Source organism: Enterobacter sp. KB-221C9 (assembly GCF_041320715.1).
In the GTDB taxonomy this organism is placed as follows: Bacteria; Pseudomonadota; Gammaproteobacteria; order Enterobacterales; family Enterobacteriaceae; genus Enterobacter; species Enterobacter asburiae_D.
This window is the reverse complement of the sequence record NZ_JBGIWG010000016.1, coordinates 56467-76817: the sequence shown is the minus strand read 5'-3', so window position 1 is coordinate 76817 and position 20351 is coordinate 56467. Positions and strand designations below refer to the sequence as shown.

At 58.5% G+C, this 20351-nt stretch carries 19 protein-coding genes; 9 read left to right on the top strand and 10 right to left on the bottom strand.

Translation table 11 applies throughout. The features are described 5' to 3' along the window. Position 1 precedes the first annotated feature (1 nt). The 3 genes from AB8846_RS19885 to mdtJ all read right to left on the bottom strand — a co-directional run bounded on the left by AB8846_RS19885 (position 2) and on the right by mdtJ (position 2926). Positions 2-2164 carry an EAL domain-containing protein gene (locus AB8846_RS19885; RefSeq protein ID WP_370733481.1) on the bottom strand — a complete coding sequence of 721 codons (2163 nt, stop codon included), beginning with the start codon at positions 2162-2164 and terminating at the stop codon, positions 2-4. A gap of 83 nt (positions 2165-2247) precedes the next feature. Beyond that, positions 2248-2577 (bottom strand): multidrug/spermidine efflux SMR transporter subunit MdtI, encoded by a 330-nt coding sequence (gene mdtI, locus AB8846_RS19880; RefSeq protein ID WP_024909144.1) that lies wholly within the window; start codon positions 2575-2577, stop codon positions 2248-2250. Further along, positions 2564-2926, bottom strand: coding sequence for a multidrug/spermidine efflux SMR transporter subunit MdtJ (gene mdtJ / locus AB8846_RS19875; RefSeq protein ID WP_029739354.1), 363 nt, complete (start codon positions 2924-2926; stop codon positions 2564-2566). Before mdtJ ends, mdtI begins: the two co-directional genes overlap by 14 nt. Before the next feature lie 421 nt (positions 2927-3347). Between mdtJ and AB8846_RS19870 the strand changes: the two genes are divergently transcribed. Further along, positions 3348-4382, top strand: coding sequence for an AI-2E family transporter (locus AB8846_RS19870; protein WP_213328439.1), 1035 nt, complete (start codon positions 3348-3350; stop codon positions 4380-4382). Between the two features lie 3 nt (positions 4383-4385). On the opposite strand, the gene AB8846_RS19865 is transcribed toward AB8846_RS19870, so the two are convergent. After that, a complete protein-coding gene (locus AB8846_RS19865; protein WP_370733480.1) occupies positions 4386-5333 on the bottom strand; it encodes a zinc-dependent alcohol dehydrogenase family protein in 948 nt (315 codons plus the stop codon). A 28-nt stretch (positions 5334-5361) separates the two neighbouring features. Continuing rightward, a complete protein-coding gene (locus AB8846_RS19860) occupies positions 5362-6387 on the bottom strand; it encodes an LLM class flavin-dependent oxidoreductase (RefSeq protein ID WP_331412440.1) in 1026 nt (341 codons plus the stop codon). 178 nt (positions 6388-6565) lie between these two features. Between AB8846_RS19860 and yajD the strand changes: the two genes are divergently transcribed. Further along, positions 6566-6913 carry an HNH nuclease YajD gene (gene yajD, locus AB8846_RS19855; protein ID WP_003857471.1) on the top strand — a complete coding sequence of 116 codons (348 nt, stop codon included), beginning with the start codon at positions 6566-6568 and terminating at the stop codon, positions 6911-6913. Positions 6914-6965: 52 nt separating this feature from the next. Then, the gene (locus AB8846_RS19850; RefSeq protein WP_063143023.1) at positions 6966-7235 is read left to right on the top strand and encodes a hypothetical protein; all 270 of its coding nucleotides are present in this window, start codon (positions 6966-6968) and stop codon (positions 7233-7235) included. Between the two features lie 12 nt (positions 7236-7247). On the opposite strand, the gene AB8846_RS19845 is transcribed toward AB8846_RS19850, so the two are convergent. Then, positions 7248-8033 (bottom strand): MipA/OmpV family protein, encoded by a 786-nt coding sequence (locus AB8846_RS19845; protein WP_331412442.1) that lies wholly within the window; start codon positions 8031-8033, stop codon positions 7248-7250. Between the two features lie 124 nt (positions 8034-8157). On the opposite strand from AB8846_RS19845, the gene AB8846_RS19840 reads away from it, so the two are divergent. From AB8846_RS19840 to AB8846_RS19825, 4 genes are all read left to right on the top strand, one after another. Then, complete coding sequence (locus tag AB8846_RS19840) at positions 8158-8853, top strand: response regulator (protein WP_193939780.1); 696 nt, start codon at positions 8158-8160, stop codon at positions 8851-8853. Continuing rightward, on the top strand, positions 8850-10046 hold the full coding sequence (locus AB8846_RS19835) for a sensor histidine kinase (RefSeq protein WP_370733479.1): 1197 nt from the start codon (positions 8850-8852) through the stop codon (positions 10044-10046). The genes AB8846_RS19840 and AB8846_RS19835 overlap by 4 nt, the downstream gene beginning before the upstream one ends. Positions 10047-10124: 78 nt before the next feature. Further along, complete coding sequence (locus tag AB8846_RS19830) at positions 10125-11273, top strand: efflux RND transporter periplasmic adaptor subunit (protein ID WP_331412444.1); 1149 nt, start codon at positions 10125-10127, stop codon at positions 11271-11273. Further along, the gene (locus AB8846_RS19825; protein ID WP_370733478.1) at positions 11270-14347 is read left to right on the top strand and encodes an efflux RND transporter permease subunit; all 3078 of its coding nucleotides are present in this window, start codon (positions 11270-11272) and stop codon (positions 14345-14347) included. Before AB8846_RS19830 ends, AB8846_RS19825 begins: the two co-directional genes overlap by 4 nt. Positions 14348-14369: 22 nt before the next feature. Here AB8846_RS19825 and AB8846_RS19820 read toward each other — a convergent pair whose 3' ends face one another. After that, a complete protein-coding gene (locus tag AB8846_RS19820; RefSeq protein WP_370733477.1) occupies positions 14370-15137 on the bottom strand; it encodes an arylamine N-acetyltransferase in 768 nt (255 codons plus the stop codon). A 96-nt stretch (positions 15138-15233) separates the two neighbouring features. Here AB8846_RS19820 and AB8846_RS19815 point away from each other — a divergent pair, with 96 nt between their 5' ends. Then, complete coding sequence (locus AB8846_RS19815) at positions 15234-16688, top strand: PLP-dependent aminotransferase family protein (protein ID WP_370733476.1); 1455 nt, start codon at positions 15234-15236, stop codon at positions 16686-16688. On the opposite strand, the gene AB8846_RS19810 is transcribed toward AB8846_RS19815, so the two are convergent. After that, positions 16660-17544 carry a LysR family transcriptional regulator gene (locus AB8846_RS19810; RefSeq protein WP_370733475.1) on the bottom strand — a complete coding sequence of 295 codons (885 nt, stop codon included), beginning with the start codon at positions 17542-17544 and terminating at the stop codon, positions 16660-16662. The two genes, AB8846_RS19815 and AB8846_RS19810, sit on opposite strands and share 29 nt — an antisense overlap. Before the next feature lie 135 nt (positions 17545-17679). On the opposite strand from AB8846_RS19810, the gene AB8846_RS19805 reads away from it, so the two are divergent. Next, positions 17680-18660 carry a nitronate monooxygenase family protein gene (locus AB8846_RS19805; protein ID WP_063143014.1) on the top strand — a complete coding sequence of 327 codons (981 nt, stop codon included), beginning with the start codon at positions 17680-17682 and terminating at the stop codon, positions 18658-18660. A 66-nt stretch (positions 18661-18726) separates the two neighbouring features. Here the strand turns inward: AB8846_RS19805 and AB8846_RS19800 are convergent, their stop codons facing one another. Continuing rightward, positions 18727-19173 carry a hypothetical protein gene (locus AB8846_RS19800; protein WP_063143013.1) on the bottom strand — a complete coding sequence of 149 codons (447 nt, stop codon included), beginning with the start codon at positions 19171-19173 and terminating at the stop codon, positions 18727-18729. Positions 19174-19248: 75 nt separating this feature from the next. Beyond that, complete coding sequence (locus tag AB8846_RS19795) at positions 19249-20304, bottom strand: SDR family oxidoreductase (protein WP_370733474.1); 1056 nt, start codon at positions 20302-20304, stop codon at positions 19249-19251. Positions 20305-20351 lie beyond the last annotated feature (47 nt).

Genomic DNA, 20351 nt, shown 5'->3' with positions numbered 1-20351 from the left:
ATTAGCAGCGTCTGACCTTACGTAACGCTCTGATTGACTCAATCGGCATCGGCTGGCTGAACCAAAAACCCTGCAGTTGATCGCAGCCAGCCAGCCGCAGCAGTTTCATTTGCTTCTCGGTTTCCACCCCTTCTGCCACCACCGCCATGCCTAACGCATTGGCGATCCGCACCGTGCCGCTCACCAGCGCTGCCGCCTGTTCATCGTGGTCCACCAGCCCGGCCAGGGATTTGTCGATCTTGATGGTGTCGAAGTTAAAACGCCGCAAATAGCCAATGCTGGAATAGCCGGTGCCAAAATCATCCAGCGCCACCGCGGTGCCCAGCGCTTTGAGATTGGCTATCGCCATGCGGGCACGCTCCGGATTTTCCAGCACATAGCTCTCCGTGACCTCAAGCTGCAGACGGTGGGCCGGGAAACGGGTGCTCTCCAGCACGCTGGCCACTTTTTCTTCAAAGGCAGGATCGCGAAACTGCGCGGGCGAGATATTAACGGAAAGCTTTAATTCACCGTACGGCTGCAGATCCTCACAGGCCCGCTGCAGCACAAACTGACCCAGTTTGTAAATCAGACCGCTGGTCTCCGCAATGGCGATAAAGGTATCCGGACCAAGCGGCCCCTCCGGGCGACGCGGCCAGCGGACCAGCGCTTCGACGCTGCTCATTGTCTGGCTGCGGGCGTCAACGATCGGCTGATACCAGACCTCAAACTCATCGCGCTCCAGACCGTCACGAATCTGATTTTCAATCGCCAGCTTGCGTTCCCGGACGCTGTTCAGCTCCGCGTCGTAGTGGGTGATACGCCCTTTCCCGCTCATTTTGGCGTGATACATGGCAATATCGGCGCGGCGAAACAGTTCCGAGCTGTTGCATTCGGTCAGGGTTCCGCTGGCGATACCGATGCTGGCACCGATATGGATTGTGCGTTCCCCCAGTTGAACCGGGGTGGTGAGAAAATCCAGCACGGAAACGGCAAAGGCGGTAGCCTGCTCCTCTGCATCATCACCGCCGATGGTCATGGCGAACTCATCCCCGCCCATGCGCGCCAGCATCCCGCCGGGCGGCACGCGTTCATTCAGCGTTTTTGCTATCGCCACGATGAGATCGTCACCCACGCTGTGGCCGTAGATGTCATTCACATCCTTAAAGCCATCGAGATCGATAAACACCACGCTTTTGACGTCGGTATCGCCGCGTAAACGCACCCGATCCAGCGCCTCGATGAGCGCGCGCCGGTTAGGCAAGTGGCTTAGCCAGTCCGTTCTTGCAACCAGACGCGCCTGGCTTTCGCCGCGCGCGAGCTTGTACAGCCCCACGCTGCTCACCAGAATGAAAAGCAGGATCAGTGCCGACGCCAGCACCACAATCTGCCTGATATCAGAAGATGCCGCCCGGGCGGCCTGCGCGCCCGGAAGCCGCGCCTGCCAGTTCAGAAATCCGACTAACTCCCCTGCTGCACTGTGCAGCGGCATGCTGCGCTCGTTAATTTTGTCTGGGGTAAAGTGGAGGTTATCGATCTGAAAGGTGCTGCCCAGGTCAGATAAGATTCTGGCGTTCAGATGGCGGGTAATCACCAGATAGCGACGCGTTCCGTCGTGGATCTGTAACCTGCCGACCATCGGGCGAATCAGCCCAATGCCGACAAAGGCCACGCCGGTGCGCGTCTGGCTGATCCCCGCATAGATATTTTTTTCACCCGCGAGCGCTCGCCCGTGCTGGTCGATAAGTGCTTTGAGGCCGTTGCCAAAGAAGTCGAGGTTTTTTTCGTTAAAGGACCGGCTTTGGAACGATCCCCAGAGGACGTTGAAATGCTCATCCAGCACGAAGGTCCCGTCATAGAGGTTATTGATTTTAAAGCCGGTACCCCAGGTGTTGTACAGCCAGTCGGTATCAAGCGTGGGACGGTAGGCCTCCCGCACCGCATCGTCCCAGACGGCGTTATCAAGTACCAGAGAGGAGACGCGGTTAACCGAGGTCTGAATGGCACCCTGCACGGAAAGCGCCGTGCGGTGTTCATCAATTTCGTTGGTTTTAGTGCTGATAAGGTGCAGGGAAAGATAGAGCAGCGCGACGATGGAGATGATTAAGCCGATCCCCGCCATGAAGACCATGGCAAACAACGTTCTCGCATTGGGAATATTGCGCCAGCTTAATGTGCGATACATCAGCCATCCTCTTCATGTTTTGCTTTTCTAAGCGTAATACAGGCAGCGAATTTCGCTGCCTGTAAATCATGGATTGAGGTCTGTCAGGCGAGTTTTATCATGATCATGCCGGCAAGCAGCAGTATTAGCCCCATCCAGCCCTTGTTATTTAAGCGCTGGCCGAAGAGTACCCAGCCTGCGGCCAGCGTGGCGGCGATACCAAAACCACCCCACAGCGCATAGGCCACCGAAAGATCGATCCCTTTTACCGCCTGGGACAGGGCGCTGAACGCCCCCAGAACCGCGGCAATCGACATCAGGCCGTAGAGTTTACGGCGAAAACCGTCCGAGAATTTCAGCAGAACGTTTGCCAGGATTTCCAGCACGATGGCGAGCCCCAGCCAGGCCGCATGAACCCACTCAAACTGTTGCATGGTTCTGCTCCTTCTGCTGTTTGCCAGGCTTTCGGGTACCGGATTTAATCAGCACAATACCCGCGACCAGCGTCGTTAATCCGGCGACCTTCATTGTTGTTAATGTTTCGTCAAATATCAGCACGCTGAACAGCGTAATCAACAAAATACCGATCCCTTCCCAGAGTGCATACGCGACGCCCAGCGCAATTTTTTTCACCGCAAACGAGAGGAAAATATAAGAAAGCGAAATCATCACCAGCATCAAAATAAATCCGGTGTTGCCATCGCTGACGCTTGCCCACTTCATAGACAGCGTGCCGGTAATTTCAGCGATAATTGCCAGCGCTAATAGGATCCAGTAAAACATGTTTTTCTCCTGCTTGAGAATATCATCCATCGTGGCCCGCTGCATGCAGCAAACCAAAAAATACGAATTGAAATCAGACAGCTAAGCGCTTAGCGCCAGCTCAGGCAGAAGAAATGACTATAGTGCGGTGCGCCAGTGTTGCTCACCAGAAAGCAGGCAGAAGGAGGTGGAGTATACAGCGGTATTGTTTGAAGAGTACGTCCTGAACATATTGTCCATAAAATTACAATTATCCGCGTTGTTGCTTCTCGTCTTTGCGGATGAAAATTGTCCTCGGTAGTTAAACACACCAAATTTGTACCATAAGCTAGGATTTTACTCAAAGTCTTTGCAATTCTTTACCCATCCCGTTTGATTTTGGTTAGTTTATTGCAACGCCTTTCACCTTTATTATAAATAAAAAGATTATTCCGGAGTCACCATGGCTAAACCCATCATTACCCTGAACGGGTTAAAAATTGTCATCATGCTGGGCATGCTGGTGATCATACTGACAGGCGTTCGTTTTGCCGCCGACATTATTGTGCCTTTTATTCTGGCCCTGTTTGTTGCGGTGATCCTTAATCCGCTGGTACAGCGCATGACGCGGCTACGCATTCCGCGCGTGTTGGCCATCACGCTGCTTATCAGTATCATTATTGTGGCGATGGTCTTGCTGATGGCGTATCTGGGGACCTCGCTAAACGAACTGGCGCGAACGCTGCCGAAGTACCGCTCTTCGCTGGCAATCCCGCTGCTGCAGCTGGAACCCTGGCTGCAGCGCGCGGGCATCGAAGTCTCGGTTGAGGAACTCCTGAAATATATCGACCCCAATGCGGCCATGACGATCGTCACCAGCCTGCTGGCGCAGCTTTCCAATGCCATGACCTCCATTTTCCTGCTGTTTTTAACGGTGGTGTTTATGCTGCTGGAGGTGCCGCAGCTGCCGGCAAAGCTGCAGCAGATTATGGTCCGTCCGGTTGAAGGAATGGGGGCGATTCAGCGCGCGCTGGACAGCGTCTCCCGCTATCTGGTGCTGAAAACCGCCATTAGCCTGGTCACGGGCGGCGTCGTCTGGGTGATGCTTCTGGCGCTGGACGTTCGCTTTGCGTTCGTCTGGGGGCTGCTGGCGTTTGCGCTTAACTACATTCCCAACATCGGCTCCGTGCTGGCGGCGATCCCCCCTATCCTTCAGGTGCTGGTTTTCAGCGGGCTTTATGACGCGCTGATCCTGCTGGCCGGATACCTGGTCATCAATCTGGTGTTCGGTAACATTCTTGAGCCGCGCATGATGGGACGAGGTCTGGGACTCTCCACGCTGGTGGTCTTTTTGTCCCTGATTTTCTGGGGCTGGCTGCTCGGGCCGGTTGGGATGCTGCTCTCCGTCCCGCTGACCATCATCGTTAAGATTGGACTGGAACAGACGGCAGGCGGGCAAAGCATCGCCGTGCTGCTGAGCGATATGAGCCATCAATAGCGGTCAATCCACCATCGACAGGAGGGGCTTGCGGGTCCTTCCTCCTTCGCGATACGTACCGATCGCCCTCTGCCATTCCTCCAGTGGATACAACGTAACGTCGCTGTACCCGCTGTTGGGCAAATTAAGCCAGATGCGGTCAAACTCCGCGCGCCACGCCTCGGCGCTGAGCGCATCCAGACCGTTTCGGATATGGAACCACGCCACGCGCGGCAAGGGCCGTTGCTGTCTGAACGTTTGCCCGGAGAGCAGCCCGTAGCAGACAAACATGCCCTGCTCGGGCATCACGCTGAGGATCGCTTCCGCAAGCGGCCCGCCGGTGGCATCGTAGACGACGTCGGTACGCGCGGCGACGGAGCCAATCCGCTGGGCGTCATGCTGCGCGACGGGAATGATCCCCATCGCCTCCAGCCGTTCAGCGTGAACGGCGGAACGGTGAATTCCGTACACCGCTTCAGCACCCGCCTGACGCGCCCACTGCCCCAGCAGGATGGCGCAATCCGACCCGGCTGCCGTGAGCAGCACCCGCTTTCCCTGAGGCGGATAGCGGGTAAGCATCATCTGCGCCGCCAGCGGGTTGATATAGGCCCGCGCGGCCAGATGTGCGTCAACAGCGTCCGGAACGGGGATGGCATACTCTGCCGGGCAATCAACATAGCGCTGCCAGGTGCCTTGACCGCGCAGCGGCAGGACGCGTTTACCCAGCAGATGCGCAAACGACGCGGGCGCGTCGGTGACAACGCCGACACCTTCATATCCCGCTACCGCCGGTAACGGGGTTCGGTGGCGGTAGGCGCCGGTGATGGGAATGAGATCGGACGCGTTCACCGGGGAAAACAGCATTCGCGCGCGGAGATGACCCGGCGCAAGCGCCCCCAGCGGCGCGGTTTCAGGTTGCAGAACGGTTTCTGGCTCGCCAAAACGGCGATACCAGAGGGCCAGGTTTTCCATTACGATCTCACGGCTGATAGCGGAACAACTACTCGCGCCAGCCCATTGCCGGTGCGACATGTTTGAGAATAGACTCAATCACGTGCGCATTATAATCCACACCCAGCTGGTTCGGCACGGTCAGTAATAACGTATCGGCTTCGGCAATCGCGTCGTCCTTTTTCAGCTGTTCGATCAGCTTGTCCGGCTCCGCCGCATAGCTGCGTCCGAAGATGGCGCGCGTTTTCTCATCAAGGTAACCCACGCTATCGCTGTCGTTACGGCTGGCACCGAAATACATCCGGTCGCGGTCGTCTATCAGCGCAAAAATACTGCGGCTGACCGACACCCGCGGCTCTCGCGTATGCCCTGCCTCTTTCCAGGCCTGGCGGTACGCGCGGATCTGTTTTGCCTGCTGAATATGGAACGGCTCACCGGTTTCATCGTCCTTCAGGGTTGAGCTTTGCAGGTTCATTCCCAGCTTTGCGGCCCATACGGCCGTCGCATTTGAACCGGCGCCCCACCAGATACGCTCGCGCAGCCCTTCAGAATAAGGCTCCAGGCGCAGCAGCCCCGGCGGATTCGGGAACATAGGCTGTGGGTTAGGTTTTGCAAACCCTTCACCGCGCAGTACCTCAAGCAGCACCTCGGTATGACGGCGCGCCATATCCGATTCGTTTTCCCCTTCCTGCGGGACATAGCCGAAATGACGCCAGCCATCAATGACCTGCTCCGGCGAGCCGCGGCTGATGCCAAGCTGCAAACGACCGCCGGAAATCAGATCCGCAGCGCCCGCATCTTCGGCCATGTACATCGGATTTTCATAGCGCATATCAATCACGCCGGTACCGATTTCGATGGTTTTCGTTTTTGCGCCTATTGCCGCCAGCAGTGGGAACGGCGAGCTAAGCTGTCGGGCAAAGTGGTGCACGCGGAAATACGCCCCGTCTGCCCCCAGCTCTTCAGCCGCCACGGCTAAATCGATGGACTGCAGCAGCGTGTCTGCCGCCGAACGCGTGCCGGACTGCGGTGAAGGCGTCCAGTGGCCAAACGATAAAAAACCGATCTTTTTCATAACCCTGTGTCCTGATAATGCTTTGCGTTGTACCTACTTTACGCATTACCGGGTGAGAATAAATGGCGTTTCTTTAACGGAATGATTCAAATAAATTGACAGAATTGAGCGGGGCGTCATTACGCGCCATAATGGGATATAATATCCCCCACTTTTTTCATGGCAGGTAAAACCGGCAATGGCTCTGATCCCCAAAAACTACGCGCGGCTGGAAAGCGGCTATCGCGAGAAAGCATTAAAAATCTATCCATGGGTCTGCGGACGCTGCTCGCGGGAGTTCGTCTATTCCAATCTGCGTGAATTGACGGTACACCATATCGATCACGACCATACCAACAACCCGGAAGATGGCAGCAACTGGGAGCTGTTGTGCCTGTTTTGTCACGATCACGAGCATTCGAAATACACCGAAGCGGATCAGTACGGCACCACCGTGGTTGCCGGGGAAGACGCGCAAAAAGACGTGGGCGTCGCCACGTTTAACCCGTTTGCCGATTTAAAAGCGATGATGGATAAGAAGAAATAATCGTTCACCGCCCATACCTGCCGTATGGGCGGCTCAGAAAAGGATAAAGGCCATGGACACCCTCCGCTGCTATTGGGATATGTTTTATACCGCCTACGGTTTACTTTTCACGAGAATACTTAGCCTCATACTTCTGGTCTGGCTGTGCCATGATTTTCTGCGCCGCATAAGGAAAAACGCTGCTGATGCCGCTGGCCCGATCGCAGAAGCCGATGCCCGGGAGCGGTATCAATGGCGTTTTCAGCTGTGGTCATTGCGAACGGTACAACTCCTCTGCCTGCTCTCACTTTTCTGGATGCTTATTAAGGGACTCTTTGCCTGACCTTGTCCCTGGTTAAAATGTCCAGGTGATAGCGGCGGTTGCAGACCCTTCATTACGCCGCATCACGATCGGGCTGTCATTCGCACGATCGCCAAGCCAGGTATAGTCCGCGCTCAGAACCGTCCCCCAGTGGGCATCGAACTGATGGCTCCAGGTCAGACTGGTGTCGACGCCGTAAAATCCACCCGGCGCTGAATAGCGCCGATATCCGGTGCGGCTGCTCTGCTGCTCGCTGACACCATACCAGGTATTCAGATAACGGCCGTCGCCAAACAGGGCCGCGGACTGAAAGGCGATCGTGTCCTGGTTATTTTGTACGGGGATTAGCGTCACGGAGGCCTGATAGCTGGCCCCCTGGCTGTCCGTTATCGGCAGCGTCGCTTTCCCCTCCACACTCAGCCAGGGCGCGGCCTGCCAGCCCACGGCAAGGCCGGTATTCAGGGTGGCATCAATGTCCCCCATCCCTTTCAGATTGTTTGCGCCCTCACGCCAGCCAGAATTTTTCTCAGCCCTTCCGAAGTCGTACCCCAGCGTGTGTTCGAAATACCAACCGCTGTCGTTTTGCAGGTCATATCCCACCCCTTTTTGCGCATCAATAAAGAAAGCGCCTTTACGACCCTGCAGCACCGGAACCACCTGCCACACCTGCTTGTCTGAGCCTGAGTAACGCGGGGCATACTGCCCTCCCAGCCCGACGGTTAAGGAATCGGAAGCGGAGCCATCATCCGCCTGCACGCCGGACGTCACGACCATCAGAAGCGGGACGGACATATACAGGACTTTTTTTATCGCTATCATACTGCTCTCCATACAGACGCTGGCGTCTCCTGATTCAGGGGCGGCCATACAATGTTGGCGCAGTATGATTTGGCTGAATCAATGAATCGTCGGGAAAGTGTTAAGAAATGGTCAAGGTGAACGGATGTTGTCCAGAAGAGTGCTGATTATTGAAGATGACGCCGATGCGGCTGGCGTGCTCGAAGCCTATTTACGGCGTGAAAATTACGACGTGACCATTACCGGGGACGGTCTTTCCGGGCTGGATATGGCGCAGCGGTGGAAGCCCGACCTCATCCTGCTGGACGTGATGCTGCCGGGGCTTAACGGCACCGAGGTGCTGGCGGGACTGCGTCGTAAAAGCGACGTGCCGGTGATTATGGTCACGGCCATGGGGGATACCCCCGACCGCATTGGCGCCCTGCGGTACGGTGCCGATGATTACGTTGTGAAGCCTTATCATCCGGGAGAAGTTGTGGCTCGGGTGCAGGCGGTGCTGCGGCGCAGCAGTAAAAAAGAGGCTGACGAAGCGATCCTTCGCTGGCAAACGCTGGAGGTGGATGTCGCCGCCATTGTGGCGAGCGTGGATAACGGCGGCGACGCGCCCGTGATGCTCGATCTTACGCCAACGGAATTCTCGCTTCTGGCAACGCTGCTGCGTTCTCCTGCGCACCCGTTTTCCCGTCAGTATTTACTGGAACACTGCTTGCCGGAAAGCGAGGCGCTGGAGCGCGTGGTGGACACCCATATTTATAACCTGCGTAAAAAACTCGAAGCGGCGGGTATTTCCGGCGTGCTGATCAACGTTCGCGGCGTGGGTTACAGGTTCAGACAGCCATGATAAAAAACCGGCACTCCTCTCTGTGGCGCTGGATTTGCGCTCGCATCTTAGCGCTGGCCATCGGCAGCGTGATCGTCATTGCCACCTGTATGTGGCTACGCTATGCGGTGCAGAACTACTGGATAATGGGCAAGATGCCGTCGGCGGTCCGGCAGGAGTTTCTTACGCTCAGCCAGAACCCGCAGGCCAATCCGGCCCGCTTCCACACGATTGTGGACACCTGGTGGGGCCTGAGCTATTCCACGCCGTCTATCGCCTCAGCCGACTGGGTCACGGTGGCCCTGCTGGTGCTGGTAATGATCCCGTTTATCGTGGTGATGGGGCTAAAACACGCCCGGCCGCTGGCGCTGCAGTTCAGCCGTCTTCGCGATGCGGCCAAGGATGTCGCCGACGGGCAGTTCGGCCGTCAGGCGGAACTTATCAAGGATGCGCCGGCGGAAATGGTCAGCTTTGCGACCGACTTTAACTCCATGACGGGGCAACTCGCCCGCTATGAAAAAGAGCTCCGCGCCTCACACGTCGCGATGGCGCACGAGCTGCGCTCGCCCCTGACGGCCGCCATTGGGCGTCTGCAGGGCATGTTAGACGGCGTGTTTGATGCCAGCCCGGCGCAGCTGGGCATGGTGATGAAACAGCTCCAGCACCTCAACCGCCTTACCGATGAGCTCCACCTTCTCTCGTTGGCCGACGCGGGTAACCTTGTGCTGGAGGACCAGCCGTTCTGTCTGGATGAGCTGATTCAGGAGCGGGCTGCCTGGATTATGCCCCAGGCTGATGCGCATCATTTCCGGATCACGCTTCGTAACCCGCGTACCTGCCCCTTCAGAGGCGATGCGTTCCGTCTGGGACAGGCCGTGACCATCCTCATGGAAAATGCGCTACGCTACGGACGCGATGGCGGCCATCTTGAGGTGACGCTGCACTACGCCAGCGGGCATTACACCCTCGAATTTACCGATGACGGGCCGGGGGTATCGCCTCAGTTCCTACCGGAAATGTTTAAACGCTTTAGCCGCGAGGAGCAGTCCCGCGCGCGGCATTCCGGCGGCAGCGGCCTCGGTTTGTCCATCGCCCGGGCGATTTGTCAGGCGCATGGGGGTGAGATTAGCGCGTCGTTACCGGAAACCGGCGGCCTCGCCGTGCGCATTTTGTTGCCCTGGCATCCGTCCGATAATGAAAATCTCCACTCTTGATAAAGCCTTGACAGAACATCGAATCTTTCTCGACGTAGCCCGCATTTAATAACGCCATTCCCTTTATGGAGCGGCGTTATGTCAGACGAATTCTTTCTCTCCCTCCGCCACTGCCTGCATCATTTGTACGGCGTGGCGCGCACCCTTTCCTGGCTGAATTTTCTTCCCCTGGCCCTGCTTGCGCTGGCGATTTTTCCGCTGACCGGCTGCGGTGATAAACACGAAAATAAGCCCGGCCCCGTGCGGGCGGTACGCTACGTCGTCGTTGGCACCGCCCAAACCCTTCCCGCGCTGGAAAGAACCGGTGAGATCCGTGCCCACGATGAAACGACCCTGAGCTTTCGCACCGGGGGCCGGATACTGACGCGCAGCGTCGATATTGGTGACAGTGTCACCGCCGGACAGCTGCTGGCCACGCTTGACAACACGACCGGGCAAAACCAGCTCGACGGCGCTGAGGCCGACTATGAAGGCGCCAAAGCCTCAGCGCAGGTCGCCGCGCTTAACGTCAGTCGCATGCAAAAGCTCATGCCAACGGGTGCGATAGCCCGCACGCAGCTCGACAGCGCCCGTGCGGACTGGCTTGTCGCCAGCGCACGCTTAAAAAGCAGCGAGGCCGCGCGGCGAAATGCCCGCGAAAGCCTCGGCTGGACGCGCCTGATCGCGCCACAAGCGGGCGTCATCACGGCCGTGAACGCCTCAGCGGGACAGGTTGTCAGCGACGGTCAGTCCGTGCTGACGCTGGCGACCGGGGAAGATCGCGACGTGGCGTTTGATATAGCCACCCCCGATGCGATCCCGCCTCTGGTTAAGGCGGTTTTGCAGGTTTCCCTCCTCAGCGACCCGTCGCTGCAGGCAGCTGCCGTGCTGCGGGATATCACCCCGCAGGCCGATCCTCAGACCCGTACCTGGCGCGTCAGAGCCACCCTGCAAAACCCGCCGACGGCCATGGCGCTGGGTGCCAGCGTTACCGTCACGTTGCCATCGTCAGCCCCGCACGGGTACACCCTTCCCGCGTCGGCGCTGACCCGCGCCGGCGACAAACCGGCGGTTTTTGTGATTACCCCGCAGTCGCGGGCGCAGCTGCGCGCGGTGGTGCCCGCGAGCTATACGGCCTCCTCCGTCATGATTGCCTCCGGCCTTGAGCCCGGCGATCGGGTGATTACGGCGGGCGTGAGCACATTACGATCCGGCGAGCCGGTGATGCCCGGAGAGGTTCAGCCATGAACTCAGGATCGGAAGACAAATTTAACCTCTCTGCCTGGGCGCTGAAGAACCAGCAGATGGTCAGCTTTTTCATGCTGCTGGTCATTGCGATGGGCGTGTTCTGCTATGAGAAGCTGCCGCGTAACGAAGATCCGGCTTTCACCATTAAAACGGCCGTCGTCTCCGCGCAGTGGTCGGGAGCATCCGTGGCGGATACCACCCGTCTGTTGACCGATACGCTTGAAAAAAAGCTCCAGGAAACGCCCTGGCTGGACTATCTCGAAAGTGAAACCCGGGCCGGACGCACCGTTATCCACGTCAACCTCCGTGACGATACGCCCCCGCAAAGCGTGCCGGACATCTGGTATCAGGTTCGCAAAAAAATGCAGGACATCGCGCCGTCCCTGCCTGAAGGGGTGCAGGGTCCTGCCGTGGACGACGAGTTTGACGACACGTTCGGCACAATTTATGCCTTTATTCCCGAAGGTTTCACCCTGCGGGAGGTGCGGGATCGCGTAGAGACCCTACGTCGCGAGCTAATGTCCCTGCCGGATATGGGCAAAACCACCCTGCTGGGCGAACAGCAGGAGCAGTGGGTTCTCGCCTTTTCTCCGGCACGCCTGGCCGGGATGGGGCTCGATATTCAGGCAGTCGCCGACGCCCTTCGGGCGCAGAACGCGGTTGTTCCGGCAGGCACTCTGCGTACCGGGCAGGAGAATATGGCGATAAAGGTCAGCGGGGCGCTCACGACCGAAGAGAGTTTACGTGCCGTCACGCTGCACGTGAACAATCGCTATATTCCGCTGACCGACATTGCCACCGTCACCCGGGAAATCGCCGAGCCACCGGCCCCGGCCTACCGGGTGAACGGCAAACCGGCTATCGGGCTGGCGGTGTCGATGGCGCCAACGGGCAACATGCTGCGTTTCGGTGCTGCGCTGAACGCCAGAATGGCGACCCTCAGCGCCGGGCTGCCGCACGGTATCGAGATGGTAAAAGTCGCCGATCAGTCAGCGGTGGTCAGTGACGCGGTGAGCGGGTTTATCCGGGTGCTTATCGAAGCCGTTATTATCGTGCTGGCGGTTTCATTTGTCTCACTGGGCTTACGGGCCGGGCTGGTGGTGGCGACGGCCATCCCGCTGGTGCTCGCCATGACGTTTGCCGGCATGATGCTCGCTGGCATCGGCCTTCAGCGTATCTCGCTCGGGGCGCTGATCATTGCCCTGGGCCTGCTGGTGGATGACGCCATGATCGCCGTCGAAACGATGGTCTCCCGGCTGGAAGCGGGGGATTCCCGTCGGCATGCGGCCACCCATGCATTCAAAACGACGGCCTTCCCGATGCTCACCGGTACTCTGGTGATGATTGCCGGCTTTATTCCCGTTGGTTTTGCGGCCTCCAGCGCCGGTGAATACTGTTTTTCCCTGTTTGCGGTGGTGCTCATTGCCCTGCTCTGTTCCTGGATTGTCGCGATCCTGTTTTCGCCGCTGACGGGGACGTGGCTGCTGCCGGAAAAAGTCAGACATCGCGCGGCGGGACCCGGAAGGATCGCGCGCGGGTACGGAAGGCTTTTACGCCTGGCACTGCGTCACCGGCTCGCTACCGTGCTGTTCGCCCTTTCCGCGCTGGGGCTGTCCGCGTACGGCACGACGTTTATGCAGGGCGAGTTTTTCCCCGCTTCGGACCGGCCTGAGCTGCTGGTCAGCCTGACGCTTCCGGCCAACGCGTCGCAGGCGGAAACGTTAAGAGAGGTGGAAAAGCTGGAAAAGGCGCTGGTCGGCAACGGCAACATCGATCGCTACTCGACCTACGTCGGGTCGGGCGCCATCCGTTTTTACCTGCCGATGGACGTGCTGCTGGAAAATGAAAATATCGCCCAGATGGTTGTAGTGGCTAAAGACCTTGAGGCGCGGGATCGTCTGCATGCGCAGCTCAACAAGATCCTGGCGACGCAGTTTAGCGACATCATCACGCGCGTGTCGCCCCTTGAGCTGGGGCCGCCCGTCGGCTGGCCAATCAAATACCGGGTAAGCGGGCCTGATTATGTGCAGGTCCGGGCGTTTGCGAACCGTCTCACGGACGCGATTGGGCAGTCCCCGTTCTCACGCGACGTTAACCAGACGGCCGGAGAGCCGGAGAGGGTCATAACCCTTGAGGTGAATCAGACGGCGGCCAGGGCGGCGGGATTATCGTCAGAAAGCCTCGCCCGCACGCTGAACACCGTCTGGTCCGGCAGCGTTGTCACGTCCATCAGGGATAACGACCGCCTTGTCGACGTGGTGCTCCGGGCCTCGGACAGTGAACGTCACAGCACCGCTACCCTCTCCTCGCTCACGATTCAGGGGAATGACGGTAAAAAAATTCCGCTCAGCGCCGTCGCGACGCCGGTCTGGGGCGTGGACGATCCGGTCATCTGGCGTCGCCAGCGCGTGCCCTTTATCACGGTGCAAACGGATCTTGCCCCGGGGCTGAAGGCTGAATCGGTATCAGCGGCGCTGCGTCCGGCGGTCGATAAACTGCGCGCGAGCCTGCCCGCAGGTTACAGCATTGAAGAAGGCGGCGCGGTTGCCGAATCGGATAAGGGGAACAGCTCCGTCTTTACCGTTCTTCCGGTGACGCTGGTCATCATGCTGTTGCTGCTGATGCTTCAGCTGCGGCGATATTCCCGGATGCTGCTGGCACTCCTGATGGCCCCGTTTGGTTTACCGGGGATCGTGCTGGCTATGCTGCCCGGCGGAACGCCGATGGGGTTTGTCGCGCTGCTGGGCGTCATCGCCCTGGCGGGGATGATCGTGCGAAACGCGGTGATATTAATTAGCGAGGTTGACAGCAATCTTGCTCAGGGGATGGCAAACGATGCCGCGATTATGGCGGCTGCGGAACACCGGGCCAGACCCATCTGTCTGACCGCCTGTGCCGCCATTCTGGGCATGATCCCCATTTCTCACCAGGTCTTCTGGGGCCCAATGGCCTATGCCATCATCGGCGGACTGCTGGCTGCGACGCTGGTGACGCTGACCGTGTTACCTGCGTCGTTTAGCCTGCTGTTACAGTGGGGCACTCAGCGCAACGCCACAGAAGACGGACTGCGCTGAGGCCCCACCGTTTCCCGGCTGATTACGCGGCGGTCAGCGCAAAACGGTTTTTCAGGACATGGCGGATTTCCTCCTCCGCCAGCTGCCGCGTTTCAGTGCCGTTCGCCGTGATGGTTTTCAGCATATCGCCCAGTAAAATCTGGCGTCCCTCCGGGCTATGCACCACCACCACCCGCTTCTGCACAAAGATCGCATCCAGGTGCGTGGAGTTAAGGTAGTTGGCCGGGACGAAATCAATCCATTCCTGAGGCGTGAGATCAAAGCCGTATTGCCGGGCCCATTCTCCTTCAACCTTCGCCTCAAGCAGATACTCACCCTCCGCGCTGCGGCTTAGCCGAAACGTGTCGAAATCCTGCGTGATTTCCACATCAAGCGCGTCCAGCGCCATCGGCGCACGAATGCCGTAGCTGCCAAACCCGAGGTCGCAGAGCCACTGTCGGCTATCTACCTCAGCGACGAGCGCCATATGGGTTTTCGGCCGCCGCGCGGGGTAGAACATCGGGCGCGCCGCCACGAAACGGTAAGGTATCCCTAACGCCTCCAGCGCCATGGCAAAAAGCCCGTTTACCTCATAGCAGTAGCCGCCGCGCCCCTGCGTTAACACCTTATCGGCAATGTCGTCTGGCGCCAGCGAGACAATTTTACCCGCCTGCACGTCCAGATTCTCAAAGGGAACGGAAAAGAGCTGATGACGCATCAGCGCATGCAGGGTGGCCGTATCGGCAGACGCCGGTCCGGTGTAGTTTATTCGTTTGAAATAGGTGGAAATGTTGAAATTATCGCTGTGCATAATGCCTCCTTGTCCTGAACATGCCGGACACTATAGATGGCGCACATCATTGGCTGTATAGTCAGTTTTATCGAAAATTAGCCTGAACAGATACCCATGTCTGCCCCGTCCCCGTCGTCCCCACACTATCGCCGAATTGCCGAGATGCTGCGCCTCACGCTGACGTCTGGCGCGCTGCGCGTCGGTGACAGGATGATCTCCGCACGCAAACTGGCCGAACGCGAGCACGTTAGCCTTCCGACGGCGCTGGAGGCCCTTCGCTGCCTGGAGGCTGAAGGGCTGATCGTTGCGCGCCCGCGTTCAGGCTATTACATCCGCCAGACCAGCCTGCCACCGCGCGTAGAGCCCGCGCGTTCCTCACCAGGCCCGGTCCCCGTCACAATGTCCGCCGTGGCCCGGTCGCTGTTCAGCAGTGCAGAAGCCCGGCTGATCCCGCTGGGCGCCGCCCTGCCCGATCCCGCATGGCTGCCGGGAGACGCGCTGCAGCGGGCGTTGCACTCTGCGGGCCGTCGCCTGGACGCGCATGGACAGAGCTACAGCCTGCCTCCGGGAAGGGGGGATTTGCGAAGTAAGATTGCCGCGCGTTCTGCGCAGTGGGGAGCCCGGTTCGGCGCGGACGATCTCATCATTACCGCAGGCGCAACGCAGGCGCTGCGCCTGGCCCTTCGGGCCGTGTGTCAGCCGGGCGATGTCGTGGCGATTGAACAGCCAGCCTACTTTGGCACGCTCCTGCTTCTGGAGGATTTAGGCCTGAAGGCCTTAGCGATCCCCACCGACCCTGTCGAAGGCCTGCTGCTGGAACCGCTGGCGGACGCCATTCGCTGCCACCGCCCCGCTGCCGTTCTGGCCTCGCCCACCGTGCAAAACCCTTTAGGTGCCAGCATGCCCGTCGCGCGCAAGCAGGAACTGGTTGCCCTGCTTGAAGAGGCGGGAATTCCTTTGATTGAGGACGATGTCTACGGTGACCTGGTCGGCGAGGGGCAGCGCCCTCCGGCCTGCAAGGCGTTCGACCAGAGCGGGAATGTGATTTACTGCAGCTCCCTGTCTAAAACGCTTGCGCCGGGCTGGCGAATCGGCTGGATTGCGCCCGGACGCTACCACCCGCAGGTCCTACAGGCCCGCATGGCCGGAGACTGGGCCGGCACGCCGCTGCTGGAAGCCGCGGCGAGCGAGATGCTGGCAAGCGGCGACTACGATCGTCACCTGCGGCGGCTGAAGCGCCGGGTCGCCGAGGGGATCCACGCCGTTGTGGCGAGGGTCGTGGCCAGTTTCCCACCCGGCACGCGCGTTAGCGTACCCGCAGCCGGTTTCCTGCTGTGGGTAGAACTGCCTCAGCAGGTTAACGCGCTGGAGGTGCATCGCCGCGCGCTGGCGCTGGGCATTGGCGTCAGCCCAGGTCCCCTGTTTTCCCCGGCCGCCGAGTTAACGCACTTTCTGCGGCTGAACTGCGCAAACGAACCCACGCCCCGCCTGCTGAACGCCGTGGACCAGATTGGCGCGCTGTGTCACGAGCTGGCTGTTTTCACACCAGACTTTCCAGCCATTCGGTAAAGACCCGCACCTTGCGGGAGAGGTGACGGTGTGGATAGAGCAGTGACAGCCTGCGGTCCGGCGAGCGATAGTCCGGCAGGACTTCAACCAGAAGACCGCGGTCTATGTAAGGCTGGAGAAAGAGATTCATTCCCTGCATTAACCCCAGCCCGGCCAGGCCTGCCGCGATGTAGGCCTCGGAGTTATCCACGACAAGCTTACCGGGCAGGGTAATCTCCGCGACGCCTTCTGGCGTGGTAAACGTCCACGGATGAATTTGTCTGCTGCGGTTATTAATCCAGTTGATGGCCTGATGTTTGCGTAAATCATCCGGCGTTTCTGGCGTACCGTGTTGTGCCAGCCAGGCCGGGCTGGCGCAGGTCGTGATTTTGATGTTCCCGATTTTACGCGCGATATACTCGCCGTCCTCCAGCTCTCCCACCCGCAGCACGCAGTCCAAGCCATCCCGCAGCATATCCCGACGGCGGTCAGAGCTGCTCAGAATGATGTCGATCTCAGGATGCTGACGATAAAAATCAGGCAGATTGGGGATGACCCGCAGCGTGGCAAAAGAGACTGGCATATCCACACGCAGCTGACCGTGTATTGCCCGGTCCGAACCAAACGACTCCAGTAATTCGTCCGCCTGTGCCAGCAGGGGTTTACTCCGGCGATAAAACGCTTCCCCATCCGGCGTCAGGCTAATCCGACGCGTTGTGCGCTGCAGTAGCCGCGTGCCGCTGTGCTGCTCCAGAAGCTGTAACGCTTTGGTGACCGCCGGACGATGGATCTGCAAATTCTCCGCCGCCTGGGTAAGACTGCCTGACTCGACAATTTCAATAAAAATTCGAATAGATTCAAATAGGTTCATTTGCATAAGGGACGCTTTTGCCGCGAGCGGGATAGAATAATTGTTATTAATTTTATAACAGTGATGAATCTTTTTGGCTATTTTTCCTAACAATCCTGCGCCCTACACTCTTCCCCATTCAAACGTAAGGGAGAGTCTGCTATGAAAAATAACCGTATTTGTCAGATCCTGGGTATCGAAAAACCTGTTATTCAGGGGCCGTTATCCTGGCTCACGGATGCCCGCCTGGTCGCTGCGGTCAGCAATGCCGGAGGGCTCGGCGTGCTGGGACCCAATGCCGGTTTAACCGCCGACACCGCGGTGTCCACGCCGGAAGAGACCGCCGAAAAAATGCGCGAAGAAATTCGTAAAACCAAACGGCTAACCGAAAAGCCCTTTGGCGTGAACCTGATCCCCACGGCCGTTAATGACGTCTGGACAGGTCCTATTCTTCAGGTGGTGAAAGACGAAGGCGTCAGGGCCGTGGTGTATACGGGATATGGGGAAGGCAGCATTATTCCCGCGCTGTTCAGCGAGTTAAAAGAGGCGGGTATCGCCATTATCTACCGCGACATCAACCCAACGCCGGAGAACACCCGCCTCGCGGAAGAAATGGGGGCTGACATTATCGTCGCCACCGGTTTTGATGAGGGCGGGACGTTACCCGCAACGGCGCTTGGCACCTTTTCCATCGTGCCGCTGATTGCCGATGCCGTGAAGCACATCCCGGTGATGGCCGCGGGCGGCATTACCGATAATCGCACCGCCAGAGCGGCCCATGCATTAGGTGCGGAAGGCGTGTTTGCCGGGTCGGTCTTTATCAGCACGGAAGAAAGCCGCGTGCCGCAGGGGGTCAAAGAGAAAATTGTTGCCGCCAACGGCCTCGATCTGCTGCTTTTCCGCACCGTGCCTCATTACTACCGCTCTCTTCCCGGCAGGCTGGCGGACAAACTGGCGGCGATGGATAAAGCAGGCGCAAGCAACGAAGCGCTGGGCAAGGCGATGGGAGGATTACGGGGCCTGCGTCTTGGCATGCTGGAAGATAACACCGATGAAGGCTATATCGCACTCGGCACGGGGATTGGGAACATCCGCAGCGTGAAAAGCGTGGCCGAGGTTGTTAATGCGTTAACGGTTGAGTAAGCCCTTAATCCGGATGCTATGGACGCTGCACAAGAGCAGCGTCCGCAAACCGTCTGCGGTTGTTTTTCACAGATTGAGGATTGAGCGTTCTTTAACGACAGCGTCAGGATTGGCATTTTTTATCGCTGCCAGAAAAGCCGTGAAGTTATGGTTCCAGAGGGTGAGATTGTTATAAAACTGCACCTGCTTTTCACTAGCACCGTCACGGTAAATAACAATCCAGACCCGTCTGCTATTTATCTCGGTATTCCCCGGCCCGATCTTAATGATATTAGCCAGCGCAATTTTACGGGTGGCGTTGTTTTTAACTTCATATAAAAACTGGTCATCATAAAACCAGGTTTTACCTGCATTCCCGCCAAATATTGAGGGGTTGGCAGATATCTTTTTCATCCCGTTACAGTCTGAAATGATGCGTTTTGCCTGGCGAATGCGTCTGACAAAAAAGCTTAACAGAATGAAAAGCGCAATCAGGGGCAGCGCGACTGATATCATTTTTAGACTCTCGTGCATATCCCTGCCCCACCATCTATTATTCTCAACGCGTGAGTATAACGCGCCGATCGTTGATGACAACAACCCTTACGGTCAGGGAATAATCTGCCCGGCTCTCAGCTGCGCGAACAGGCGGAAAAACATCTCATCGGTCGACTGCATTTGCGTGAAGCCCGCCCTGCGCAGCTTGCTCCCGTCACCGAACATGTCGTAGTTCCAGCTAAAGACAAAATCGGCAAACCGCCCGTCGCTCAGCTGCAGAATATCCGCCTCCACCAGCCGCGCTTCGGCAAGCTCGCGCCATACTCCGCGATAGTCGTTAAACAGCTGATGAAATGACAGCCTCACCGGCGGCGCAGAGTCCAGTTCAAACCAGCGTGCGATGCGCGGCCATAGCTCGCTCCAGCGCCAGACATCGCCGTTATTCACGTTGAAGGCCTGATTCTGTGCCGCAGGTGACGTGGCGGCCCACAGGGTTGCCTCGGCCAGCAGCCCGGCGTCGGTATGGTCCACGATGCTGTGCCAGGCCTGTTCCGAACCGGGAAAACGCAGCGGTAAACCTAGAGCCTTACACAGGGAAGCGTACAGGGCAATGCTCAGCGCAAGGTTCATGGCATTGCCCGGTACCGCACTCCCCACCACGCCCGGCCTGATGGCATTCCAGTGCCAGCCTTTCCCCCGCTGAAACTGGCTGAGCCACGTGAGCTGCGCGGCGTTAAATTCAGCACCCGGTACGCCGGGATCGCTTTCCCGCGCCGGGGTTTTAAACGGCCCCAGATGCGCACCATAGACTTTGTATCCCTGCATCAGGCTCACCGTCTGCAAAGGTGCCGTTTTTTCGAGTGTGCTGACCAGATTACGCAGCATGGTGACGTTCGGCTCAACCATGTCCGTCCAGTTCGCCGCGTTCGCCCAGGCGCTGTAAAAGAGGTGGGTGACACCGCTCAGGGCGTGCAGCGCCCGTGCAGTGTCCTGCGCATCCAGTAAATCGACGTTCACCACGGGAATGCCGTCCGGGTGGGTTACCGCGTGGCGACTGAGGCCGATCACCTCCCACTGATGGTGCAGGAGCGTGTTGACCAGCTGTCTGCCGACAATGCCGCTGGCGCCCGCGACCAGGGCGACGTTGCGTTGCTGCATCTTATTCATGGTGTTTCTCCGGAAAGGGTGACAGACGCAGTGTGATATATTATTTT

Coding starts and splice junctions, on each gene's coding strand:
- AB8846_RS19835 (WP_370733479.1), top strand. CDS start 8,850: ATGATAAAAAACCGGCACTCCTCTCTGTGGCGCTGGATTTGCGCTCGC.
- AB8846_RS19815 (WP_370733476.1), top strand. CDS start 15,234: ATGTCTGCCCCGTCCCCGTCGTCCCCACACTATCGCCGAATTGCCGAG.
- AB8846_RS19885 (WP_370733481.1), bottom strand. CDS start 2,164: ATGTATCGCACATTAAGCTGGCGCAATATTCCCAATGCGAGAACGTTG.
- AB8846_RS19800 (WP_063143013.1), bottom strand. CDS start 19,173: ATGCACGAGAGTCTAAAAATGATATCAGTCGCGCTGCCCCTGATTGCG.
- AB8846_RS19810 (WP_370733475.1), bottom strand. CDS start 17,544: ATGCAAATGAACCTATTTGAATCTATTCGAATTTTTATTGAAATTGTC.
- AB8846_RS19870 (WP_213328439.1), top strand. CDS start 3,348: ATGGCTAAACCCATCATTACCCTGAACGGGTTAAAAATTGTCATCATG.
- AB8846_RS19840 (WP_193939780.1), top strand. CDS start 8,158: ATGTTGTCCAGAAGAGTGCTGATTATTGAAGATGACGCCGATGCGGCT.
- AB8846_RS19845 (WP_331412442.1), bottom strand. CDS start 8,033: ATGATAGCGATAAAAAAAGTCCTGTATATGTCCGTCCCGCTTCTGATG.
- mdtJ (WP_029739354.1), bottom strand. CDS start 2,926: ATGTTTTACTGGATCCTATTAGCGCTGGCAATTATCGCTGAAATTACC.
- AB8846_RS19830 (WP_331412444.1), top strand. CDS start 10,125: ATGTCAGACGAATTCTTTCTCTCCCTCCGCCACTGCCTGCATCATTTG.
- mdtI (WP_024909144.1), bottom strand. CDS start 2,577: ATGCAACAGTTTGAGTGGGTTCATGCGGCCTGGCTGGGGCTCGCCATC.
- AB8846_RS19860 (WP_331412440.1), bottom strand. CDS start 6,387: ATGAAAAAGATCGGTTTTTTATCGTTTGGCCACTGGACGCCTTCACCG.
- AB8846_RS19805 (WP_063143014.1), top strand. CDS start 17,680: ATGAAAAATAACCGTATTTGTCAGATCCTGGGTATCGAAAAACCTGTT.
- AB8846_RS19825 (WP_370733478.1), top strand. CDS start 11,270: ATGAACTCAGGATCGGAAGACAAATTTAACCTCTCTGCCTGGGCGCTG.
- AB8846_RS19850 (WP_063143023.1), top strand. CDS start 6,966: ATGGACACCCTCCGCTGCTATTGGGATATGTTTTATACCGCCTACGGT.
- AB8846_RS19820 (WP_370733477.1), bottom strand. CDS start 15,137: ATGCACAGCGATAATTTCAACATTTCCACCTATTTCAAACGAATAAAC.
- yajD (WP_003857471.1), top strand. CDS start 6,566: ATGGCTCTGATCCCCAAAAACTACGCGCGGCTGGAAAGCGGCTATCGC.
- AB8846_RS19795 (WP_370733474.1), bottom strand. CDS start 20,304: ATGAATAAGATGCAGCAACGCAACGTCGCCCTGGTCGCGGGCGCCAGC.
- AB8846_RS19865 (WP_370733480.1), bottom strand. CDS start 5,333: ATGGAAAACCTGGCCCTCTGGTATCGCCGTTTTGGCGAGCCAGAAACC.